Origin of the sequence: Streptomyces sp. NPDC006393, from assembly GCF_040628575.1 — a bacterium.
GTDB lineage: Bacteria > Actinomycetota > Actinomycetes > Streptomycetales > Streptomycetaceae > Streptomyces.
Genome location: NZ_JBEXZD010000009.1, coordinates 1 through 20,848, shown reverse-complemented (window position 1 = coordinate 20,848; position 20,848 = coordinate 1). Strand labels below are relative to the sequence as shown.

At 70.6% G+C, this 20,848-nt stretch carries 18 protein-coding genes and 1 tRNA gene; 4 read left to right on the top strand and 15 right to left on the bottom strand.

What is annotated here, in order from left to right; genetic code table 11:
- Positions 1–10: 10 nt before the first annotated feature.
- The 4 genes from ABZ484_RS06610 to ABZ484_RS06595 all read right to left on the bottom strand — a co-directional run bounded on the left by ABZ484_RS06610 (position 11) and on the right by ABZ484_RS06595 (position 2,869).
- Positions 11–83 (bottom strand) — tRNA-His (locus tag ABZ484_RS06610).
- A 123-nt stretch (positions 84–206) separates the two neighbouring features.
- Positions 207–815: an oligoribonuclease gene (orn, locus tag ABZ484_RS06605; protein ID WP_358864771.1), complete on the bottom strand. Its 609-nt coding sequence runs from the start codon at positions 813–815 to the stop codon at positions 207–209.
- A 118-nt stretch (positions 816–933) separates the two neighbouring features.
- Entirely contained in the window at positions 934–2,205 is a 1,272-nt protein-coding gene (locus ABZ484_RS06600; protein WP_358864770.1) for a helix-turn-helix domain-containing protein, read from the bottom strand.
- A gap of 379 nt (positions 2,206–2,584) precedes the next feature.
- The gene (locus ABZ484_RS06595; RefSeq protein WP_358864857.1) at positions 2,585–2,869 is read right to left on the bottom strand and encodes a hypothetical protein; all 285 of its coding nucleotides are present in this window, start codon (positions 2,867–2,869) and stop codon (positions 2,585–2,587) included.
- Positions 2,870–3,439: 570 nt separating this feature from the next.
- Here ABZ484_RS06595 and ABZ484_RS06590 point away from each other — a divergent pair.
- Both ABZ484_RS06590 and ABZ484_RS06585 read left to right on the top strand, forming a co-directional pair.
- Positions 3,440–3,967, top strand: a complete 528-nt coding sequence (locus tag ABZ484_RS06590) for a universal stress protein (protein ID WP_030170811.1) — start codon at positions 3,440–3,442, stop codon at positions 3,965–3,967.
- Between the two features lie 138 nt (positions 3,968–4,105).
- Entirely contained in the window at positions 4,106–4,672 is a 567-nt protein-coding gene (locus tag ABZ484_RS06585) for a GPR1/FUN34/YaaH family transporter (RefSeq protein WP_358864769.1), read from the top strand.
- Between the two features lie 117 nt (positions 4,673–4,789).
- Here the strand turns inward: ABZ484_RS06585 and glmS are convergent, their stop codons facing one another.
- On the bottom strand, positions 4,790–6,607 hold the full coding sequence (gene glmS, locus ABZ484_RS06580; RefSeq protein WP_358864768.1) for a glutamine--fructose-6-phosphate transaminase (isomerizing): 1,818 nt from the start codon (positions 6,605–6,607) through the stop codon (positions 4,790–4,792).
- A gap of 52 nt (positions 6,608–6,659) precedes the next feature.
- Complete coding sequence (locus ABZ484_RS06575) at positions 6,660–6,917, bottom strand: hypothetical protein (RefSeq protein ID WP_030170818.1); 258 nt, start codon at positions 6,915–6,917, stop codon at positions 6,660–6,662.
- 165 nt (positions 6,918–7,082) lie between these two features.
- On the opposite strand from ABZ484_RS06575, the gene ABZ484_RS06570 reads away from it, so the two are divergent.
- Positions 7,083–8,648, top strand: a complete 1,566-nt coding sequence (locus ABZ484_RS06570) for a metallophosphoesterase family protein (RefSeq protein WP_358864767.1) — start codon at positions 7,083–7,085, stop codon at positions 8,646–8,648.
- 40 nt (positions 8,649–8,688) lie between these two features.
- Here ABZ484_RS06570 and ABZ484_RS06565 read toward each other — a convergent pair whose 3' ends face one another.
- The gene (locus ABZ484_RS06565; protein WP_358864766.1) at positions 8,689–9,618 is read right to left on the bottom strand and encodes a DUF4429 domain-containing protein; all 930 of its coding nucleotides are present in this window, start codon (positions 9,616–9,618) and stop codon (positions 8,689–8,691) included.
- A gap of 89 nt (positions 9,619–9,707) precedes the next feature.
- On the opposite strand from ABZ484_RS06565, the gene ABZ484_RS06560 reads away from it, so the two are divergent.
- Positions 9,708–11,333 carry a beta-N-acetylhexosaminidase gene (locus ABZ484_RS06560; RefSeq protein WP_358864765.1) on the top strand — a complete coding sequence of 542 codons (1,626 nt, stop codon included), beginning with the start codon at positions 9,708–9,710 and terminating at the stop codon, positions 11,331–11,333.
- 75 nt (positions 11,334–11,408) lie between these two features.
- Here ABZ484_RS06560 and ABZ484_RS06555 read toward each other — a convergent pair whose 3' ends face one another.
- The 8 genes from ABZ484_RS06555 to ABZ484_RS06520 form a co-directional block, all read right to left on the bottom strand.
- Positions 11,409–13,178, bottom strand: a complete 1,770-nt coding sequence (locus tag ABZ484_RS06555; RefSeq protein WP_358864764.1) for an IucA/IucC family siderophore biosynthesis protein — start codon at positions 13,176–13,178, stop codon at positions 11,409–11,411.
- Positions 13,175–13,705 (bottom strand): GNAT family N-acetyltransferase, encoded by a 531-nt coding sequence (locus ABZ484_RS06550; RefSeq protein ID WP_358864763.1) that lies wholly within the window; start codon positions 13,703–13,705, stop codon positions 13,175–13,177. The genes ABZ484_RS06555 and ABZ484_RS06550 overlap by 4 nt, the downstream gene beginning before the upstream one ends.
- On the bottom strand, positions 13,702–14,979 hold the full coding sequence (locus ABZ484_RS06545) for a SidA/IucD/PvdA family monooxygenase (protein ID WP_358864762.1): 1,278 nt from the start codon (positions 14,977–14,979) through the stop codon (positions 13,702–13,704). Before ABZ484_RS06545 ends, ABZ484_RS06550 begins: the two co-directional genes overlap by 4 nt.
- The gene (gene desA / locus ABZ484_RS06540; protein WP_358864761.1) at positions 14,963–16,405 is read right to left on the bottom strand and encodes a lysine decarboxylase DesA; all 1,443 of its coding nucleotides are present in this window, start codon (positions 16,403–16,405) and stop codon (positions 14,963–14,965) included. Before desA ends, ABZ484_RS06545 begins: the two co-directional genes overlap by 17 nt.
- A gap of 98 nt (positions 16,406–16,503) precedes the next feature.
- Positions 16,504–17,346 (bottom strand): siderophore-interacting protein, encoded by an 843-nt coding sequence (locus ABZ484_RS06535; protein WP_358864760.1) that lies wholly within the window; start codon positions 17,344–17,346, stop codon positions 16,504–16,506.
- Positions 17,347–17,452: 106 nt separating this feature from the next.
- Positions 17,453–18,502: an ABC transporter substrate-binding protein gene (locus ABZ484_RS06530; protein ID WP_358864759.1), complete on the bottom strand. Its 1,050-nt coding sequence runs from the start codon at positions 18,500–18,502 to the stop codon at positions 17,453–17,455.
- 144 nt (positions 18,503–18,646) lie between these two features.
- Positions 18,647–19,807, bottom strand: coding sequence for an acyl-CoA dehydrogenase family protein (locus ABZ484_RS06525; RefSeq protein ID WP_358864758.1), 1,161 nt, complete (start codon positions 19,805–19,807; stop codon positions 18,647–18,649).
- A 6-nt stretch (positions 19,808–19,813) separates the two neighbouring features.
- On the bottom strand, positions 19,814–20,761 hold the full coding sequence (locus tag ABZ484_RS06520) for a hydroxymethylglutaryl-CoA lyase (protein WP_358864757.1): 948 nt from the start codon (positions 20,759–20,761) through the stop codon (positions 19,814–19,816).
- Between the last annotated feature and the right edge of the window lie 87 nt (positions 20,762–20,848).

The following is a 20,848-nucleotide window of genomic DNA, read 5'->3' as shown; positions in this document are numbered from 1 at the left end:
GACTACTCAGGGTGAGTGACGGGACTCGAACCCGCGACATCCTGGACCACAACCAGGTGCTCTACCAGCTGAGCTACACCCACCATGACCGGCGGCGGTTGACTTTCGTCGTTCCCCGACCGGCCGAGAAAAAGTGTACAGGGTCCGAAGGGGTGCTCGCGCACGGGTTTCGCGGCGCCCCTTCGCGGGACCCGGTCAGCCCTGTGTCATCCGTGCTGAGCAGGCATGACGTACTTCGCGGCGATCGTCTTGGCGGTCTCGGAGTCGGGGCCGGGCTGCGGCACGAAGACGGCCTCGCGGTAGTAGCGCAGCTCCGCGATGGACTCGCGGATGTCGGCGAGGGCGCGGTGGTTGCCGTTCTTCTCCGGGCTGTTGAAGTACGCCTTCGGGTACCAGCGGCGGGCCAGCTCCTTGATGGAGGAGACGTCGACGATCCGGTAGTGCAGATAGCCCTCCAGCGTCGGCATGTCGCGCAGCAGGAAGCCGCGGTCGGTGCCCACCGAGTTCCCGCACAGCGGCGCCTTGCCGGGCTCCTTCACGTACTCGCGGACGTAGGCCAGGACCTGCTCCTCGGCGTCCTTGAGCGTCGTGCCCCCGGCCAGTTCGGTGAGCAGGCCGGACGCGGTGTGCATCTGACGCACCACCTCCGGCATCGTCTCCAGCGCCGCGTCCGGCGGGCGGATGACGATGTCGATCCCCTCGCCGAGCACGTTCAGCTCGGAGTCGGTGACGAGGGCGGCCACCTCGATGAGCGCGTCGTCGGACAGCGAGAGGCCGGTCATCTCGCAGTCGATCCACACCATGCGATCGTTCATGTGTCTCACCTTACGGCGCTCCGCCGCGGGCTGAGCCGACCGTGCGGGGACGGGGACGGGGCGGGCAGGCGCGCCGGCGCCTGTCCACCCCGTCCCCAGCCGTCCCGGCAGCCGCCGCTCAGGCGCCGCCGCGCTGTCCCGGCAGGCTCGCCGACAGCGCGGCGGGCGCCCTGCGGGCGGCCTGGTGCGGCAGCGAACCCTCGGTGTGCAGGGACGACGGCGCGGGGCCCGAGGGCTGCGGGACGCCGACCGGGCCGGCCGGGGCCGCCGCGGCCCCCACGCCCGTGGGGCCGGTCACGTTCGCCGGTCCCGTCCCCTGCCCCGGCACCTGTCCCGCCGGACCCGTCTCGCCGTCCCCGGGCCGCTCGCCCTGCGGCCTGCGCGCCCGGTACGCCGCCCGGTACGCGGCCGGGGACGACCCCAGCTGCCGGCGGAAGTGACCGCGCAGCGCGACGGGGGAGCGGAAGCCGCAGCGGCCCGCCACCTCGTCCACCGAGTAGTCCGACGTCTCCAGCAGGCGCTGCGCCTGGAGCACCCGCTGGGTGATCAGCCACTGCAGCGGCGCGCTCCCGGTGAGCGAGCGGAAGCGGCGGTCGAACGTACGACGGCTCATGTACGCACGGGCCGCCAGCGTCTCCACGTCGAACTGTTCGTGGAGGTGCTCCAGCGCCCAGGCGACGACCTCGGCGAGCGGGTCGGCGCCGATCTCCTCCGGTAAAGACCTGTCCAGGTAGCGCTCCTGACCGCCGCTGCGGCGCGGCGGGACCACCAGGCGGCGCGCCAGCGCGCCGGCCGCCTCGTTGCCGTGGTCCGTGCGCACGATGTGCAGGCACAGGTCGATTCCGGCCGCCGTGCCCGCCGACGTCAGCACGTCGCCGTCGTCGACGAACAGCTCTCTGGGATCGACGTGCACCGACGGGTAGCGCTTGGCCAGCGTCGGCGCGTACATCCAGTGGGTCGTCGCCGGGCGGCCGTCCAGCAGGCCGGCCGCGGCCAGGACGAACGCCCCGGTGCACAGGCCGACGATGCGGGCGCCCTCCTCGTGCGCCCGGCGCAGCGCGTCGAGCGCCTCCTCCGGCGGCGGAGAGGTGATCGACCGCCAGGCCGGCACGACGACCGTGCCCGCCCGCGAGATCGCCTCCAGGCCATGCGGCGCGGTGAGTTCCAGGCCCCCTGTGGTCCGCAGCGGGCCGTCCTCGCCGGCCGCCACCAGCAGGCGGTAGCGCGGCACTCCGGCGTCCTGGCGGTCGATCCCGAACACCGAAAGCGGTATGGAACTCTCGAAGATGGGGCCGCCGCTGAACAGCAGCACCGCGACGATCTCCTTGCGGCGTCGCCCGGAAAGCTTCCGGGCCGCGGTTTCCGGCGCGGCAGTGGAGTCGTGGCTCATACTGCTAAGCCCCCCTCGGTGGTCGCGGCTCCTCGGTTGTGTCGCTCCTGCACGTTTCCCCTCGGTCCTGCACGAGTCCCCCGCCGTAAGTACCGTCAAGATCGAATCTACTGCGTCCCGCCGTGCCGCGGTGACCAGTTCGACACCCGGCACATTGTCGACATGGCAACTTGGCGTGAAGCATTCGATCACGAAGCGTTGCACTCGCGGGGCGTGCAGGGAAGTGCGCCTCGTCGCAGTGGCCAATCCACATAGGGTGCGAAGGGTCGCCGAGACCCTTTCGGTGCAGGTCGAACGGGGGTTGGGGGGTACCTCGGGCGAGTGATGCACGAGTCCGAGAAGTTGGCTGAAAAGATACGGGCGCGTGCGCGGAAACCGGTCAGACGACCGGAGTCGTTCCCCCGGGACGACGGCCGCCCCGGTGGGCCCCCGTGCCCGTCCGCTGATGCCGGCCGCGGTGCGGGACTCGCTCCTCCGCGCGCAGCCGGGCCGCCCCGCGCTCCGACTGTCTCAACAGCACGCGGCAGGCTCCGGTCACGGCCGCCAGTCCCAGCGCGGTCCCGGTGGCCCCGGCCGGCGAGGTGCCGTACCAGACCAGCACCACCGGCACGAGCGCGCAGCTGAAGACGCCCCACCGAACCACATCGCCCACGCTGTCCCCCACCCGCCCGCGGGAGGTGCCGGCGGCACGGCCGCCGTCCGCGGGGTCCCCGACGCGGCCGCCCGCGGGATCCCGGACGCGGCCGGCCGCGGCGTCCCCGGCCCCGCCGGCCGCGGCCTGTGCGAGGTCGCCGTGGCCCGCCCCGCCGGCGCCCCCGGCCGCGACCGGGGCGGGGCGTGGCGACCGGGGCCGGCCGGGGGCGGGGTGAGGTGCGGACACGGTGGGCTCCCTGCGGTGCTCCCTGTGGAGATGGATCACCGGGTTCAACGCGTGTTCGAGGGGTCGGTCACTGTGCGGCACCGGACGGGGTCCGGAGGGGCCTCGCGAAGGGGCGTGACCGGGCGGTCGCGGGGAGTGAATCACGGGCAAACCGCCTGTACGGGGCAGCAACCATTGCGTTACGGGCGCCCGTCGTGCATGCTCCGGGGAACCGCCACGGAGAGTGCGCGGGATCTGGGCTAAGGAGGAGTGCCGCCGTACCCTTGGGGGTATGGGGACGGGAAGACGATTCCCGGACACAGCATTCGCCACAGACTGTCGTCCCCGACAAAGGATCACATCGCCGAGACAGCCATGGCCGGTCACGAATTCTTCGAACCCGCGGACCGCAAGCGGCCGGTCGCCGACCCCGCGTCGGTCGATCCCCTGGCGGAGCAGGAGTCACGCCATCCCTGCGATCCGGCGTTCAAGCACGGCGTCGTCGTCGGCTTCGACGGATCGAACTCCAGTGAACGCGCCCTCGCCTACGCGATCGGGATGGCCCATCGCACCCGGTCCGGGCTGATCATCGTGCATGTGGCCAACCGGCTGCCCACCACGGTGTGGGCGGGCTGTGAACCCCCGGTCTTCGTGGACGTCCCCGACCACCGCACCGAGGTCCTCGGCCTCGAGCTCGCGTGCGCGGAGTACCTCGCCGAGGTGCCCTGGATCCTGGTGGAGCGCGGCGGCGACATCTGCCACGAACTCGAGGAGGTCGGCAAGGAGTACGAGGCGGACGCGATCGTCGTCGGCTCCTCGCACGGCATCGTGGGACGCCTCTTCGGCTCGGTCGCCGGCCGGCTCGCCAAGCGGGCCCAGCGGCCCGTCGTTGTCATCCCGTAACGGTCCCAAATCCCTTTCGTGACCTGGCACATCAGTGTGACGACCGCCCAAGCTACTCGCGCGTAGAAGGTGTTTGTGCCCTTGTGAAGGGCATATATCGGTCACCGCACAACTGCACAGGAATGAAGGGAGCCCGCCGTGGCCAACGACGTCTCTGCGGGAAGCACCACCACCACGATCGCCGGCCGACTCGCCCTGTTCGTCACCCTGTTGGCCTTCGGCCTCGGGTACACGAGGGTCATCCACTCCGTGACGGCGGACGACGCCGTGACCATCGCTCACTATGTCGGCGGTGTAGCCCTGTTCCTCGTCGGGCTGCTGGCCTTCCGCGACCACGACAGTGCCTCCGGCACGGCCTACACCGCCCTCGGAGCCCTCTGGTTCACCTGGGCGCTCTCCTCGGGCAACCAAATCTCGGCCAACGGCTCGGGCCTGTTCCTGGCCCTGTTCGCCGCCGTGGTCCTCTCGCTCACCCTCGCGGGCGGCGACCAGCTCACCCAGGCCACCTACGGGCTGTTCTTCGTCTCCTTGCTCCTGCTCGCCGTGGCGCGCTTCGCCGACAACTCCAGCCTGGCGAAGGCGGGCGGCTGGTTCGCCGTGGCGGCCGGGGCGGTCGCCTGGTACGCGGCGACCGCGGCCCTCGCGCACTGGCCGACGGCCCTTTCGCGACGCGCTGCCGGCCGAGGTGTGACGGCCACCGGCTGAGCAGCCGTCGGGCCGGGGTTCTGGGCGGGCCCCGGCCCCTGAAGAGAGCGACCCCCTGTGCTGGTGGCACACAGGGGGTCGTTCACGTCCGGCCGGTGTCGGCCGCGAGGGCGGTGCCTACTCCACCGTCACCGACTTGGCCAGGTTCCGCGGCTTGTCGATGTCCCGGCCCAGCGCCAACGCCGTGTGGTAGGCGAGGAGTTGCAGCGGGATGCCCATGAGGATCGGGTCCAGCTCGTCCTCGTTCTTGGGCACGACGATCGTCTGGTCGGCCTTCTCCTGCTCCTGGTGGGCCACGGCGAGGATCTTGCCGCTGCGGGCCTTGATCTCCTCCAGGGCCGCGCGGTTCTTCTCCAGCAGGTCGTCGTCCGGCACGATCGCCACCGTCGGCAGCGCGGGCTCGATCAGCGCCAGCGGGCCGTGCTTGAGCTCGGAGGCCGGGTACGCCTCGGCGTGGATGTAGGAGACCTCCTTGAGCTTCAGGGAGGCCTCACGGGCCACCGGGTAACCCCGGACGCGCCCGATGAAGAGCATGGAACGGGCGTCGGCGTAGCCCTTCGCCAGCTCCTCGATCTCCTCCTCCTGCTTCATGATCTCGGAGATCTGCTCGGGCAGCTTGCGCAGCCCCTCGATGATCCGCTTGCCGTCGCGCACCGACAGGTCGCGGATCCGGCCCAGGTGCAGCGCGAGCAGCGCGAAGGCGACGCAGGTGTTGGTGAAGCACTTGGTGGAGACCACGCACACCTCGGGACCGGCGTGCACGTAGATGCCGCCGTCCGCCTCGCGGGCGATCGCCGAACCCACCACGTTGACGACACCGAGGACCCGCGCGCCCTTGCGCTTGAGCTCCTGAACGGCCGCCAGCACGTCGTAGGTCTCACCCGACTGGGAGACCGCGATGTACAGCGTGTCGGGGTCCACGACCGCGTCGCGGTAGCGGAACTCGGAGGCCGGCTCGGCGTCGGCGGGGATCCGGGCCAGCTCCTCGATCATCTGGGCGCCGATCATGCCGGCGTGGTAGGAGGTGCCGCAGCCGAGGATCTTCACCCGGCGCACCGCGCGCGCCTCACGGGCGTCGAGGTTGATGCCGCCCAGGTGCACGGTGGCGAACCGGTCGTCGATCCGGCCGCGCAGGACCCGGTCCACGGCCTCGGCCTGCTCGTGGATCTCCTTGTGCATGTAGGTGTCGTGGACGCCCATGTCGTAGGAGGCGGCCTCCCACTCCACGGTGGTCGGCTCGGCGGTCGTCCGGGTGCCCTCGGTGGTGTACGTGCGGAAGTCGTCGGCCTTCAGGGTGGCCATCTCGCCGTCGTCGAGGGTGACTATCTGCCGGGTGTGGGTGACCAGCGCGGCGATGTCGGAGGCGACGAACATCTCCTTCTCGCCGATGCCGAGCACCACCGGGGAGCCGTTGCGGGCCACCACGATGCGGTCGGAGAAGTCGGCGTGCATGACCGCGATGCCGTACGTCCCCTCGACCAGGCGGAGGGCGGCGCGGACCTTCTCCTCCAGCGTCTCCGCCTCGGAGCGGGCGATGAGGTGGACGAGGACCTCGGTGTCGGTCTCGGAGAGGAACTCGACGCCGTCCGCCTCCAGCTTGCGGCGCAGGTCGGCGGCGTTGTCGATGATGCCGTTGTGCACGACGGCGACCTTGTCGTCGGCCGACATGTGCGGGTGGGCGTTCACGTCGGACGGGGCGCCGTGGGTGGCCCAGCGGGTGTGGGCGATACCGGTGGTGCCCTTGAAGCGCGCCGGGACCTTGGCCTCCAGGTCGCGGACCCGGCCCTTGGCCTTGACCATCTTCAGGCCGGCCGCCTTCGGCGAGGTGACGACGATGCCCGCCGAGTCGTAGCCGCGGTACTCCAGGCGCTGAAGGCCCTCCAGGAGCAGCGGGGCGACGTCACGCTTGCCGATGTATCCGACGATTCCGCACATATAAGTCCCTTTTGTCCCCGAGTTGATGTCACTGTCGGCCCGGCGGCGATGGTCAGCCGTAGACGATCCGCCGCAGCTGCCGCAGCGAGAGCTCCGGCGGCGCCACCGCGCGGTACTTCAGTTCCGCCCCGATCCGTTCGAAGATCTCCGCGTTCACCAGGCCCTGGGCCTGCATCTCGCGGTGGCGGCGACGGACGAACTCCTCGGTCGTCTCGTCGAAGTAGGCGAGCACGTCCTGGACCACCCGCAGCGCCTCGCCCCGGTTCAGGGGCGTGGAGCGCGTCAGATGATCAACGAGTTCGTCGTGCACCCGGTAGATCCTGGAGTACGGGAGATGCTTTCGCAACAATCTTGCCCGATTTCGGGCAGGGTCAGCTTTAGATGCTGATGAATCGCTGTTCGCCCACTGTCCACCCGGCGTCCCGCGTCCTGTCGCACGCGTGAAGCAGTTTCAGACACCATGGATATTCCACGCATGGGTGTACCCGAGAAGCTCGCCGAGCGCATGAGCATGGCCGAACAGCACGAGTACCTGCGCTCGAGGTTCTCGCGGCGCACGATGATCAGAGGCGGTGCCGTCACCCTGGGCGCCGTCGTGGGTGGCGCGTTCGTACCGGGTGCCGCCGCCCAGGCCGCCGTCCCGACGCAGGCCACCGCCCCGGCCACCGAGACGGTCGACGGCTCCCTCGTAGCCCCCTTCGGGCGCCACCTCGCCTACGGCAACGACGCGCGCACCGAGATGACGATCTCCTGGCAGGTCCCGGTCGCCGTGAAGAAGCCCTTCGTCCGGATCGGCGCCCACCCCTGGGACCTCTCCCGCAGGATCGAGGCCGAGGTCCGCACCCTCTACACCCCCGCCGGCGTCGGCGCGAGCGGCGACCACACGCAGTACTACGTGCACGCCAAGCTGACCCACCTGCGCCCGGGCCAGACGTACTACTACGGCGTCGGCCACCAGGGCTTCGACCCGGCCGAGCCGCACCTGCTGGGCACCCTCGGCACCTTCACCACCGCCCCCGACCACAAGCGGCCGTTCACCTTCACGGCCTTCGGCGACCAGGGCGTGAGCTACCACGCCCTGGCCAACGACAGCCTGATCCTCGGCCAGAACCCGGCCTTCCACCTGCACGCCGGCGACATCGCCTACGGCGACCCGGCCGGCCAGGGCAAGACCTCCGACACCGTCTTCGACTCGCGCACCTGGGACCAGTTCCTCGCCCAGACCGAGTCGGTCGCCAAGTCCGTCCCGTGGATGGTCAGCTACGGCAACCACGACATGGAGGCCTGGTACTCGCCCAACGGCTACGGCGGCGAGGAGGCCCGCTTCACGCTCCCCGACAACGGGCCCGACAAGAAGAACCTGCCCGGCGTCTACTCCTTCGTCTACGGCAACACGGCGATCATCTCGCTCGACCCCAACGACGTCTCCTTCGAGATCCCGGCCAACCTCGGCATCTCCGGCGGCACCCAGACCAAGTGGTTCGAGGCCCAGCTGAAGAGGTTCCGGGCCGCGCGGGACATCGACTTCGTCATCGTGTTCTTCCACCACTGCGCGTACTGCACCTCCACGGCGCACGCCTCGGAGGGGGGTGTGCGGCAGGAGTGGGTGCCGCTGTTCGAGAAGTACGACGTCGACCTCGTCATCAACGGCCACAACCACCAGTACGAGCGCACCGACGTCATCAAGGGCAACGCCGTCAGCAAGAAGCTCCCGATCGGCGGCACCGCCTACCCCGAGAGCGAGGGCGTGGTGTACGTCACGGCGGGCGCCGCGGGCCGCAGCCTGTACGCGTTCAGCGCGCCCGACTCCTACGAGGGGCACGAGCACGAGACCGACTCCGTCGCCTCCTTCGTCAACCTCAAGGACGGCAAGCAGAACGAGACGGTCGCCTGGTCCCGGGTGCGCTACCTCAACTACTCCTTCCTGCGCGTGGACGTCACGCCCGCGCCGAAGGGCCACTACACCACCCTGAAGGTCCAGGGCATCGCCGAGACCGGTGACCGGATCGACCACTTCACGGTGGCCCGCCGCGCGAAGTGACGCGACCGCGGGCCTTGCGGGCGGTCCTCACGCGCCGTCCTCACATGCGCTTCAGGACCGCCTGCTTGGCCAGGGTGAACTCCTCGTCGGTGAGCACCCCCGTGCGGTGCAGCTCACCCAGCTCGCGCAGCCGCCGCAGCAGCGCGTCGTGGTCGTCCTCGGCCGCCGCGCGCTGCTGCGGGACGGCGGCCTCCGGGGCCCGTACCACCGCCGTGTCCGGTACGGCCTCGGGAACCGCCGCCCGTATCCCCCCGGGCTTGCCCCCGGACGCCGCGGGATGCGGCAGCCGCGCCTGCACCGCCGCCGCGACCAGTGCCATCAGCGGGTCCTTCTTGAAGCCCCACAGCTCCACCGCGTGCGGGTCGTACTTCGGCGGGGTCCCGGCCGGCGCGCCGCGCACCGTGAAGCGCAGGCAGCCGTTCTCCAGGCCGGCCGCCGGCACCCACTCCACGGCCGTGATGTCCGCCAGCGCGAAGGAGCGGGCGCCGCCGGCGGCCTTGGCGTCCTCCGTCTTCCAGTTCCACTCCAGCCGCACCTGCTCGCCGTCGAAGCTCGCCGTGCCGTCCCCGGCGGCCACCGACACCGGCAGCGATGGGCCGGACAGCAGATACCGCGTCACCGGATCGGGTGAAACCCGCTCCAGCAGCAGAGCGCTGCGGACCTCGTCCACGAAGTACTCGGCGACGCCGTACCGGTCGGACTCCACCAGCAGCTGGTAGGGGTCGTGGGGCTCGGTCAGCCGGCCGCCGGTCGCGAGCAGCAGCGGGTCGGCCCCGTCCCGCAGCCGTAGTCTGAGCCGCCCCGTCTTCTTCCCCTGTTCGAAGGAGACGCCCGCCAAGGCTTCCAGCGGGACGGTGAGTTCGCCCAGCGTACGGCGGAACAGGCCGACGTTCCGGTCCCGTCCGGGGGTCAGCCGCAGGGACTCGCCGTCGAACGTCCAGGTGCCGTCCTTCTGGATGATTTCCGCCATGGGGGGATTGTTTCACCGCTGATGCGAGAGAGTGGTCTACACCCATCGGGTGCTCACCGAGCCCTCGACCCCGTGTGAAGGGAGCGCATGTGAGACGGCACCACAGCACGACTCCCCGCAAGTCCCGTACGACCACCCGGGTGACCCATGTCCTCGGTTCGCTGCTGCTCGTGGCGGCGGCCGGGGCCTTCACGGTCGCCGCCACGCCCGCCAAGGGCGCGCCACCGGCCGCGACCCCGCTGAGCCAGGTGATCCCCGCGCCCGCGTCCGTCCACGCGGGCGGAGCCGCGTACCGCATCACGTCCGCGACGCGTATCCGCGTCGACGGCGGAGCCGAGGCCCGCCGGGTCGGCACGTACCTCGCGGACGTCCTGCGGCCCTCGACCGGCTATCGGCTGCCGCTGACCACGCACGGCCCGGCGGGCATCCGGCTGCGCCTGGCGGGGGGCCCGTTCGGCGCCGAGGGCTACCGCCTCGACAGCGGGCCCGGGGGCGTGACCATCACCGCCCGGGAACCGGCCGGTCTCTTCCACGGCGTGCAGACCCTGCGCCAGCTGCTGCCCGCCGCCGTCGAGAAGAAGTCCGCGCAGCCCGGCCCCTGGCTGGTCGCGGGCGGCACCGTCCAGGACAGCCCCCGCTACGCCTACCGCGGCGCCATGCTCGACGTCTCCCGTCACTTCTTCACCGTCGACCAGGTCAAGCGGTACATCGACGAACTCGCCCTCTACAAGGTCAACGAGCTGCATCTGCACCTCAGCGACGACCAGGGCTGGCGCATCGCCATAGACTCCTGGCCGCGCCTGGCGACCTACGGCGGCTCCACCCAGGTCGGCGGCGGCCAGGGCGGCTACTACACCAAGGCCGACTACAAGGAGATCGTCCGCTACGCCGCCTCCCGCTACCTGGAGGTCGTGCCCGAGATCGACATGCCCGGCCACACCAACGCGGCCCTCGCCTCCTACGCCGACCTGAACTGCGACGGCGTGGCGCCCCCGCTCTACACCGGCACCAAGGTCGGCTTCAGCTCGCTGTGCGTGCCCAAGGAGGCCACCTACGACTTCGTGGACGACGTGATCCGGGAGCTGGCCGCCATCACCCCGGGCCGCTACCTGCACATCGGCGGCGACGAGGCGCACTCCACGAGCCACGAGGACTACGTGAAGTTCATGGACCGGGTGCAGCCCCTCGTCGCCAAGTACGGCAAGACGGTCATCGGCTGGCACCAGCTGACCGGCGCCACCCCGGTCAAGGGCGCCCTCGCCCAGTACTGGGGCCTGGACTCCACCAGCGCCGCCGAGAAGGCGCAGGTCGCCCAGGCCGCGCAGAACGGCACCGGGCTGATCCTGTCCCCGGCCGACCGGGTCTACCTCGACATGAAGTACACCAAGGACACCCCGCTGGGGCTGGCCTGGGCCGGCTACGTCGAGGTCCAGCGGTCCTACGACTGGGACCCGGGCAGCTATCTGCCGGGCGCGCCCGCCTCCGCGGTCAAGGGCGTCGAGGCCCCGCTGTGGTCGGAGACCCTGTCCACCTCCGACCAGATCGAGTACATGGCCTTCCCCCGGCTGCCCGGCGCCGCCGAGCTGGGCTGGTCCCCGGCGGCCACCCACGACTGGGACGCCTACAAGGTGCGGCTCGCCGCGCAGGCCCCGCGCTGGGACGCCCTGGGCATCGGCTACTACCGCTCGCCCCAGGTGCCCTGGCCCGCCGAGTAGGACGGACACGCACCGACGGGCGCCCCGGAGGACCGTACTCCGGGGCGCCCGCCCGTCTTCGCCGCCCGTCGGGCCCTACCGGCCCGCCAGCGGGTTGCGCAGGGTGCCCACCAGTTGGAGCGCGCCCGACGGATCGGCCAGGTCCACCATCTGCCGGTTGTCGCGCAGCTGGAGCCGGTTGAGGCAGGACAGCGCGAACTCGGGGGCGAACAGGTCGTACCGGCGGAATCTCGCGGCGAGTTCGGGCACCGACTCCTGGTACTCGCGCACCGTCTCGGCGACCGTCCGCCAGAAGGCGTCCTCCTCCAGGATCCCCTCGGCGGCGAGGTGCGCGGCGAGGAAGCGGAAGAAGCAGTCGAAGACGTCCGTGAACACCGACAGGAGCTTGTGGTCCTCCGGGACCCGCACCCGGATCCTGGTCACCTCCGGCGGCAGCACCGCGTCCGGGTCCATCACCGCGATCTCCTCGGCGATGTCCTTGAAGACCGCCCGCCGCACCACCCCGTCCCGCAGGACCAGGATGACGTTCTCGCCGTGCGGCATGAAGGCCAGGTCGTGGGCGTAGAAGCTGTGCAGGATCGGGGTGAGGTAGGCGCGCAGGTAGTGGCGCAGCCACCGCGCGGGCGGCAGCCCGGAGCGTTCGATCAGCGCGCCGGCGAAGGAGGCGCCCTCGTGGTCCACGTGGAGGAGCGAGGCCATGGTCGCCAGGGTCTCGCCGTCCCGGAGGGTGGGCACGGGGCTCTCCCGCCACAGCGCGGCCAGCATCTTGCGGTACGGCGAGGAGCGGTCGGTGGCCTGCTCGTACTCCCGGTGCCGGTAGCCGACGGCCGCCCGTTCACGGATGATCGACAGGCCGGTCGCCTTCAGCACGGGGTCGTTCTCGATGAGCCCGGACAGCCAGTCGTTGATCGCCGGTGTGGCCTCCATGTAGGCGGCCGACAGCCCGCGCATGAAACCCATGTTGAGCACGGACAGGGCCGTCTTCACATAGTGCTTCTCCGGACGGGAGGCGTTGAAGAACGTCCGCACGGACTGCTGGGCCAGGTACTCGTCGTCGCCCTCGCCCAGGCAGACCAGACGGCGGTGGGCCACCTCGGCGGCGAAGGTGACGGAGAGCTTGTTCCACCACTGCCAGGGGTGGACGGGGATGAGCAGATAGTCGACGGGGTCCAGGCCCTGACCGGTGAGCACGCCGTGGAACCGGCGGATGGTCTGCTCGCCCAGCTCCGCCCGCAGGAACGACTCGTACTCGATCCCGGCGCCCGCCGTGAACGCCGCCCGCGAGCGGTGCGCGGCCAGCCACACCAGCCGGAGCGGACTCGCGGTCTCGGGGGCGTACGACAGGTACTCGTGGACACCGAAGCCCAGCCGGCCGTTGTTGGCCACGAAGCACGGGTGGCCCTCGGTCATGCCGGTCTCGATGTCCTGGAAGGAGGCCCGCGCCAGCTCGGCCGACGAGATCGGCGGCTTGGCGAGCTTGTAGCAGGTGCCGGCGAGGGTGGAGGAGATCTCCTCCAGATAGACCGGCAGGACCTCGTCGCTCAGGCCCAGGGACCCCTTGAACTCGACGATGAAGTCGAGGGCGGACAGGGGCAGTTCGGCGCCCTCGCGATGCCGGGTGATGGAGTCGGCGTCGACCTGCCAGTGGTCCAGGGCGCGCCGGACGGCGGAGAAGCGGTAGGCGGTGAGCCCGTCATCGCCGCGGACGACGTACCGCGCACCCTCCTGCTCGGGTGTGATCAGCCGCTCGTGCGCGAACTCGGCGAGCGCCTTGCGTATGAGCAGGCGGTCGGCGGCCGCCCAGCGCTCGGGGGACAGGTGGGCGACGGCGTCGGCGAGGCTCATACGGCCACCCCCGTCGCAGCGGTGAACCGCTCGCGCGTGCAGAAGCTCAGCAGGGCCTTCTTCTCCGGCGTCCGGATCTCCCGCTCGGGTACGAACCCGACGGCTTCGTTCAGGGCGTGCACGGCCGTGTTGCGCACGTCCGGCTCGACGACGATCCGGCGCACCGCCGGGTCCTCGAACAGGTGCCGCATCACGGTGGTGATCACGGCTCGCGTGAATCCGTGCACGGGTGTGTCCGTGGGTGCGACCAGGAAGTGCATGCCGACGTCGCCCGGCTCGGGTTCGTACAGGCCGACCAGTTCCCGGTGGGCGGGGTCGTAGCGCTCCATCAGGAAGGCGGGCTCGCCGTCGTGCAGGCCGAGGAAGGCGTGGTGGTGCTCGTCCGCGGCGATGTCCAGGTACGCGCGCTCGACGTCCGCCGGCCCGGCGTCCCGCATCATCCAGAACGTCGCCTTGGGATGGGTGACCCAGCCGTGCAGCAGCCGGGCGTCCTTCAGGGGGTCCAGCGGGCGGATCGTGAAGGTCATACGGCGAACTCCTGGAAGGCGATGGTCTTCTCGACCGGGTAGTACTCGGTGCCGAGCAGCTCGCGGATGATGTACGAGTTGCGGTAGGCGCCCATGCCCAGGTCGGGGCTGGTGATGCTGTGGGTGTGGACGCCGGCGTTCTGGAGGAAGACGCCCCGGCCCGTCACGTCGATGGAGTAGTTGCGGGCGATGTCGAAGTTGCCGTGCGAGTCGTGGCGCAGGCGGTCCTTGACCGGGCTCAGGAACTCCGGCTCGGCGTACTTGTAGCCGGTGGCCAGGATCAGGCCCTGGGACTCGAGTTCGTAGTCCTTCTCCTGCTCCTCTTGGCGGAAGGAGAGGGTGTAGGTACCGTTCTCGTGCCGAGCGCCGTTCAGCGAAGAGTTGGTGAGCAGGCGGGTGGGGACCGGGCCGCCCAGGTTCTTCTGGTAGAGGAGATCGAAGATCTCGTTGATCAGGTCGCCGTCGATGCCCTTGAACAGGCCCTTCTGCTCGGCGGTCAGGCGGTAGCGGGTGGCCTCCGGCAGTTCCCGGTAGTAGTCGATGTACTCCGGGGAGGTCATCTCCAGCGTGAGCTTGGTGTATTCGAGGGGGAAGAAGCGAGGGGAGCGCGTCACCCAGTTCAGCCGGTAGCCGTGGACGTCGATCTCGCTGAGCAGGTCGTAGTAGATCTCGGCGGCGGACTGGCCGGAGCCCACGAGGGTGATCGACTCCTTGCTCTGCAAGTCCTGCTTGTGCTGCAGGTAACGGGAGTTGTGGACGAAGTCGCCGCCCAGGCCCTGACAGGACTCGGGGATGTACGGCGGGGTGCCGGTGCCGAGGACCAGGTGCCGGGCGCGGAACGTCTCGCCGCGTTCGGTGCGCACCACGTACAGCTCGTCCTCGTACGTCACCTCGGTGACCGTGGTGCCGAAGCGGATGCCGCTCAGCTTGCCCGCCGCCCAGCGGCAGTAGTCGTCGTACTCGATCCGCAGCGGATAGAAGTTCTCGCGGATGTAGAACGAGTACAGCCGGCCCTTCTCCTTGAGGTAGTTGAGGAAGGAGTACGGCGAGGTCGGGTCGGCCAGGGTGACCAGGTCCGACATGAAGGGGGTCTGGAGGTGGGCGCCGTCGAGGAACATTCCCGCGTGCCACTCGAAGTCGGGCTTGGACTCCAGGAAGACGCCGCTGAGGTCGGCGATCGGCTCGGTGAGGCAGGCCAGGCCCAGGTTGAAGGGGCCGAGCCCGATTCCCACGAGGTCGTAGGTGCCGTTCGGGGCTTCAGGACGCGCGGTCAAGGGACTCTCCCAGGTACTGCTCGGCGTGGCCGGCGATCAGGTCGAGGACGGCGGCCAGGTCGGCCGGCCGGGTCTCGGGGTTGAGCAGGGTGAACTTCAGGTAGTGGCGGCCGCCGACCTTGGTGCCCGCCACCACGGCGTCACCGGAGGCGAACAGGGCCTTGCGGGCGTAGAGGTTGGCGCGGTCGATCTCGGCCGGGTCGGTGACGGCCGCCGGGATGTAACGGAAGACGAGGGTGGACAGGGCGGGCTCCACCACGACGTCGAAGCGGGGGTCGGCGGCCAGCAGCCGCCAGCCCTCCCGCGCCAGGTGGCAGACCTCGTCGAAGAGTTCGCCGATGCCGTCGGCGCCCATCACCCGCAGCGTCATCCACAGTTTCAGGGCGTCGAAGCGGCGGGTCGTCTGGAGGGACTTGTCGACCTGGTTGGGGATGCGTTCCTGCGCCATGCGGCGGGGGTTGAGGTACTCCGCGTGGTAGGTGGCGTGCCGCAGGGTGGCCGCGTCCCGGACCAGCACGGCGGAGGAACTCACGGGCTGGAAGAAGGACTTGTGGTAGTCGACGGTGACCGAGTCGGCGCGCTCGATGCCGTCGAGGCGGTCCCGGTGCTTCAGGGAGGCGAGCAGGCCGCAGCCGTAGGCGGCGTCGACGTGCAGCCAGGTGGCGTACCGCGCGCAGAGCTCGGCGATCTCGGGCAGCGGGTCGATGGAACCGAAGTCGGTGGTGCCGGCGGTGGCGACGACGGCCATCGGGACCAGGCCGTCCTGGCGGCAGCGCTCCAGCTCGTGGGCGAGGGCGACGGTCCGCATGCGCTTGGCGTGGTCGACGGGGACCGGGACCACGGCCTGCTCGCTCAGGCCGAGGAGTTTCGCGGACTTCCGGACGCTGAAGTGGCTGACCTCGGAGGCGAAGATCCGCAGTTCGGCCAGGTCGTGTGTCTTGGTCTCCTCGCGGGCCAGCAGCAGCGCCTGGAGGTTGGACTGGGTGCCGCCGGAGGTGAAGACGCCGTCGGCGGCGGGCCCGAGCCCGATGCGGGCGGCCGTCCAGTCGATGAGCTTGCGCTCGATCAGGGTGCCGCCGGCCGACTGGTCCCAGGTGTCCAGGGAGGAGTTGACGGCGGACAGGACGGCCTCGCCCAGCACCGCCGGGATCGCCACCGGGCAGTTGAGGTGGGCGACATAGCGGGGGTGGTGGAAGTAGACCGCGTCGCGCAGATAGACCTCCTCCAGCTCGTCGAGGACCGCCGTGGTGTCGTGCAGCGGCCGGTCCAGGTCGATCCGCTCGATGCGGGGAGCGAGGTCGTCGACGGTGACGCCGGTGAACGGCCGGTCGGTGGCGGCGAGTTTGGCGGCCACCCGCTCGACTCCTTCGGTCACGGAGCGGCGGTAGTGCTCCGCGGTGAGGTCATTGAGCAGGTGTGAGCGCATGTGGGGGCCTCCGCAGTGGATGTAACTTAGGTTAGCCTAACCTAACTTCTCGGGATCAAGGCATGCCTCTCCCGTGACCGGCGTCACTCCAGGGGCGGTTACTCCGCCGCCCGCAGCTCCTCCTCCGTCATTCCCTGCCGCCAGTACCCGACGAAGGCGATGCGCCGCCGGTCGATCCCGCGCTCACCGACGAAGTGCCGCCGCAGCGCCTTCACCTGCCCGGACTCACCCGCGAGCCACACGTACGGGCGCTCGGCGGCGGGCAGCCGAGTCTCTCGAAGGGCATCGACGGTCATGGGGGACCCGTCGTGCCGTACGAGCCAGGTGACCTCCGCGTCCGCGGGCGTCGAGACGTCCTGGATGTCACCGGCGTGCGGCACCTCCAGCCAGGCGCGCACCCGGATGCCGGCCGGGAGGGATCCGAGGATCGCGGTGGCGGCCGGAACGGCGGTCTCGTCGCCCCACAGAACGACCAGGTCGGTGTCCTCGGGCGGGCGGAAGCGGATGGCCCGGTTGTCGGCGACGGCCGGGCCGAGCACCAGCACCCGGTCGCCGGGCGTGGCATGCGCAGCCCAGCGGGAGGCGGGTCCGGCGGGGGAGCCGGCCCCGGGCTCGACGCCGTGCAGGGCGAAGTCGATGTCGATCTCGTCGGGGTCGCGGCGCAGCGCCCGCAGCGTGTAGGAGCGCATCACCGCCCGCACCTCGTCAGGGAGTTCGCGCCAGGCCTGCCACCAGCCTTCGCCGAGTTCGACCGGTACGACGGGCTCGGACTGGCCCGGGTGGGGCAGGAACAGCGACAGGGACTGGTCCCTGCCGTGCGAGTGGAAGTCCCTCAGGTCGGGTCCGGCGAAGGTGACCCGGAGCAGAGACGGACCGAGCCGCCTCGTCCGTACGACCTGAAGGGAGAAGAAACGGAACGGGGCGGCCACGGCGGTGGTCATATGTGCTCCTGAGTCGTCGTCAGGGTGCTTTGTGCGGGCGCTGTGTCGGGGGTGCTGTGCCGGGAGAGGGGTGCTTCGCGGAAGGGCGGCGCCGGTCGTGCGAGGGTCAGGAGACCTTCTTCGCGGTCTCGATGGCCTTGGCGAGGTCCTCGAGGAGCGGGGCGCACTTGTCGTAGGACAGGATCGGCTCGGGGTTGCGGGCGATGACCTGGCCGGCCTGGACCGCGGGGAGCTTCTTCCAGGTGCCCTGGGTGATGCCGGCGGGCTGGATGGCCGAGGTGCGGTTGTCCATCATGATGATGTCGGCCGGGTACTTGTCCACGTTCTCCCAGCTCAGCGACTCGTACCAGCCGCCGCCCTTGGCCTTGGCCTGCTCGGGCGGCTCGACGAAGTTCACGCCGAGGGCCTTGAAGTACTCCAGGTCGATGGAGAGGTTGGTGCCGGAGACGTAGAACAGGTCCTGGCTGGCCGAGCCGGCCATCACCTTGATGTCCGGCTTGGCCTTGGCGGCGGCGCGCAGCCGGGCGGCCGCGTCCTCGAAGCGCTTCTTGGCCTGCTGGACCTTGTCGCCGGTGACGTCCCCGCCGAGCGACTTGGCGAGCGCCAGCATGCGCTGGAGCGGCTCGGTCATCTGGCGGTCGTAGACGGAGATGCCGACGCTGGGGGCGCCCACGGCCAGGATCTTCTTCTTGGACTCCTCCGGGACGTACCAGAGGGTGCCGGCGTCGTCGAACATCGTGGAGATGAGGACGTCGGGCGCGAGGGCCGCGTACTTCTCGATGTTGAACTGGCCCCACTCGTTGCCGAGGACCGTCACCTTGCTGACGTCCATGTCGCCGGCCTGCACATCGGCCTTGCCGTCCTTGGTCGTCGTGGGGCCGAAGACGCCCTTGGCCTGGACGCCGTAGTCGTACAGGGCGGCGGCGACCCCGACGAACGCCACGATGTCCGCCGGGACCTTGTCGGCCTTCGCGGTCTGCCCGCGGTCGTCCTTGAAGGTCCACGGGCCGGACTTGGCGGCCGCGGTCCCGCTGCCCGAGCCGCCGCTTTTCCCGTCGTCGGTTCCGCAGGCCGCGAGCGCGGCCCCGAGGCCGAGGGCGCCGCCCGCGGCGAGGACGCCGCGGCGGGAGAGGTGGGTGGCACGGGCAATGGGCATGGGTGTGACTGCTTTCGAACGGGGCGGAGCGCCCGCCGGACAGGTTCGAAGGTAGGTTAGCCTAACCTCAGTTCCTGTCCAGAGGGCGGGGCGCCGCGCCCGTCCGCTCCGGCGGTTCGCCGGCCGGGTCCCGCTGCCGGAGTGTCAGCCGGCGAGCCCCAGCTCCCGGGCGATCAGCATCCGCTGCACCTCGCTCGTGCCCTCGCCGATCTCCAGGATCTTGGAGTCGCGCCACATGCGGGCGACCGGATACTCGTTCATGAAGCCGTAGCCGCCGTGGATCTGGGTGGCGTCACGGGCGTTGTCGACCGCGATCGTCGACGAGTACAGCTTCGCCAGCGCCGCCTCCTTCTTGAACGGCTCGCCGGCCACCAGACGGTAGGCCGCGTCCCGCCAGGCCAGCCGGGAGGTGTGGGCCTTCATCTCCATGTCGGCGATCTTGAACTGGATCGCCTGGTTGGCGCCGATCGGCCGGCCGAAGGCCTGGCGCTCCTTGGCGTACTTCACCGACTCGTCCACACAGCCCTGGGCCAGTCCCGTCGCCAGCGCCGCGATCGCGATGCGGCCCTCGTCGAGGATGCGCAGGAACTGCGCGTAGCCGCGGCCCTGTTCGCCCAGCAGGTTGGCGGCCGGCACCCGGACGTCCTGGAAGGACAGCTCACGGGTGTCCGAGGCGTTCCAGCCGACCTTGGAGTAGGCGGGCGCGACCGTGAAGCCGGGCGTGCCGGAGGGCACGATGATCGCGGAGATGAGCGGCTTCCCGTCGGGCTTGCGGCCCGTCACCGCCGTCACCGTCACCAGGCCGGTGATGTCGGTGCCCGAGTTGGTGATGAAGCACTTGGTGCCGTTGATCACCCACTCGTCGGTGTCCGGGTCCAGCCGGGCCGTGGTCCGGGTGGCGCCCGCGTCCGAGCCGCCGTCGGGCTCGGTGAGGCCGAAGGCGCCCAGGATCTCGCCCGCGCACAGCTTGGGCAGCCAGGTGCGCTTCTGCTCCTCGGTGCCGAACAGATGGATCGGCATGGCGCCCAGGGAGACGCCCGCCTCCAGGGTGATGGCCACGGACGAGTCCACCCGGGCCAGTTCCTCCAGGGCGATGCCGAGCGCGAGGTAGTCGCCGCCCATGCCGCCGTACTCCTCCGGGAACGGCAGGCCGAACAGGCCCATGCGGCCCATCTCGCGGACGATCTCGTACGGGAACTCGTGCCGCTCGTAGAAGTCGCCGATCTTCGGCGCCACGACGTCGTGCGCGAACTCCTCCACCGTGCGGCGGAGTTCCTCCAGCTCGGGGGTCAGGCGGTGGTTCATCGTCGGTCACTGCTCCTTGTGGGAGAGGGCACGCAGGGTGCGGGAGGGACTGGGCCGGCCCAGCCGACCGGCCATCCACTCGCTCGTGGCGACGAGACGGCCGAGGTCGACTCCGGTGTCGATGCCGAGGCCCCGCAGCATCCACACGAGGTCTTCGGTGGCGAGGTTGCCGGTGGCGGACTTGGCGTACGGGCAGCCGCCGAGGCCGCCCGCGGAGGCGTCCACGGTGGTGACGCCGTGCTGGAGCGCGGCCAGGGTGTTGGCGAGGGCCTGGCCGTAGGTGTCGTGGAAGTGGACGCCGATGACGTCGGTGGGCACACCGCCCTCGTTCAGCGCGGTCAGCAGCCGGAGCACATGGCCGGGCGTGGCGACGCCGATGGTGTCGCCGAGGCTCAGCTCGTCGCAGCCCATGTCCCGCAGCGCCCGGCAGACCCGGACGACCTGGTCGACGGGCACCGGACCCTCCCACGGGTCGCCGAAGCACATCGACAGATAGCCGCGCACATGCGCGCCCCCGTCCTTCGCCCGCCGCACCACCGGCTCGAACATGGCCAGCGCCTCGTCCACCGTCCGGTTGAGGTTGGCCTTCGCGAAGGACTCGGTGGCGCTGGCGAAGACGGCGACACGGGTCGCGCTCAGCGACAGGGCCCGCTCCAGGCCGCGCTCGTTCGGGACGAGGACGGGCAGGTCCACCGGCAGGCCGCTCACCATCGGGAACAGCTGTTCCGCGTCGGCCAGTTGGGGCACCCACTTGGGGTGGACGAAGCTGGTGGCCTCGATCGTGGTCAGGCCCGCCTCGGCGAGGCGGCGGATGAACTCCGCCTTGACCTCCGTCGGCACGGTCGCCTTCTCGTTCTGGAGGCCGTCGCGCGGGCCGACCTCGTGGATCCTGACCCGGGCGGGCAGGCCGGGGACCGGGACGGCCATGGGGAGACCGAGTTCCGAGGTGCTCATGCCGATTCCTCCTCCGCCGGTGCGATGACCGCCAGCACCTGGTCCATGGCGACCGTGGTGCCCGGTGTGACGTCCAGCTCGGTGACC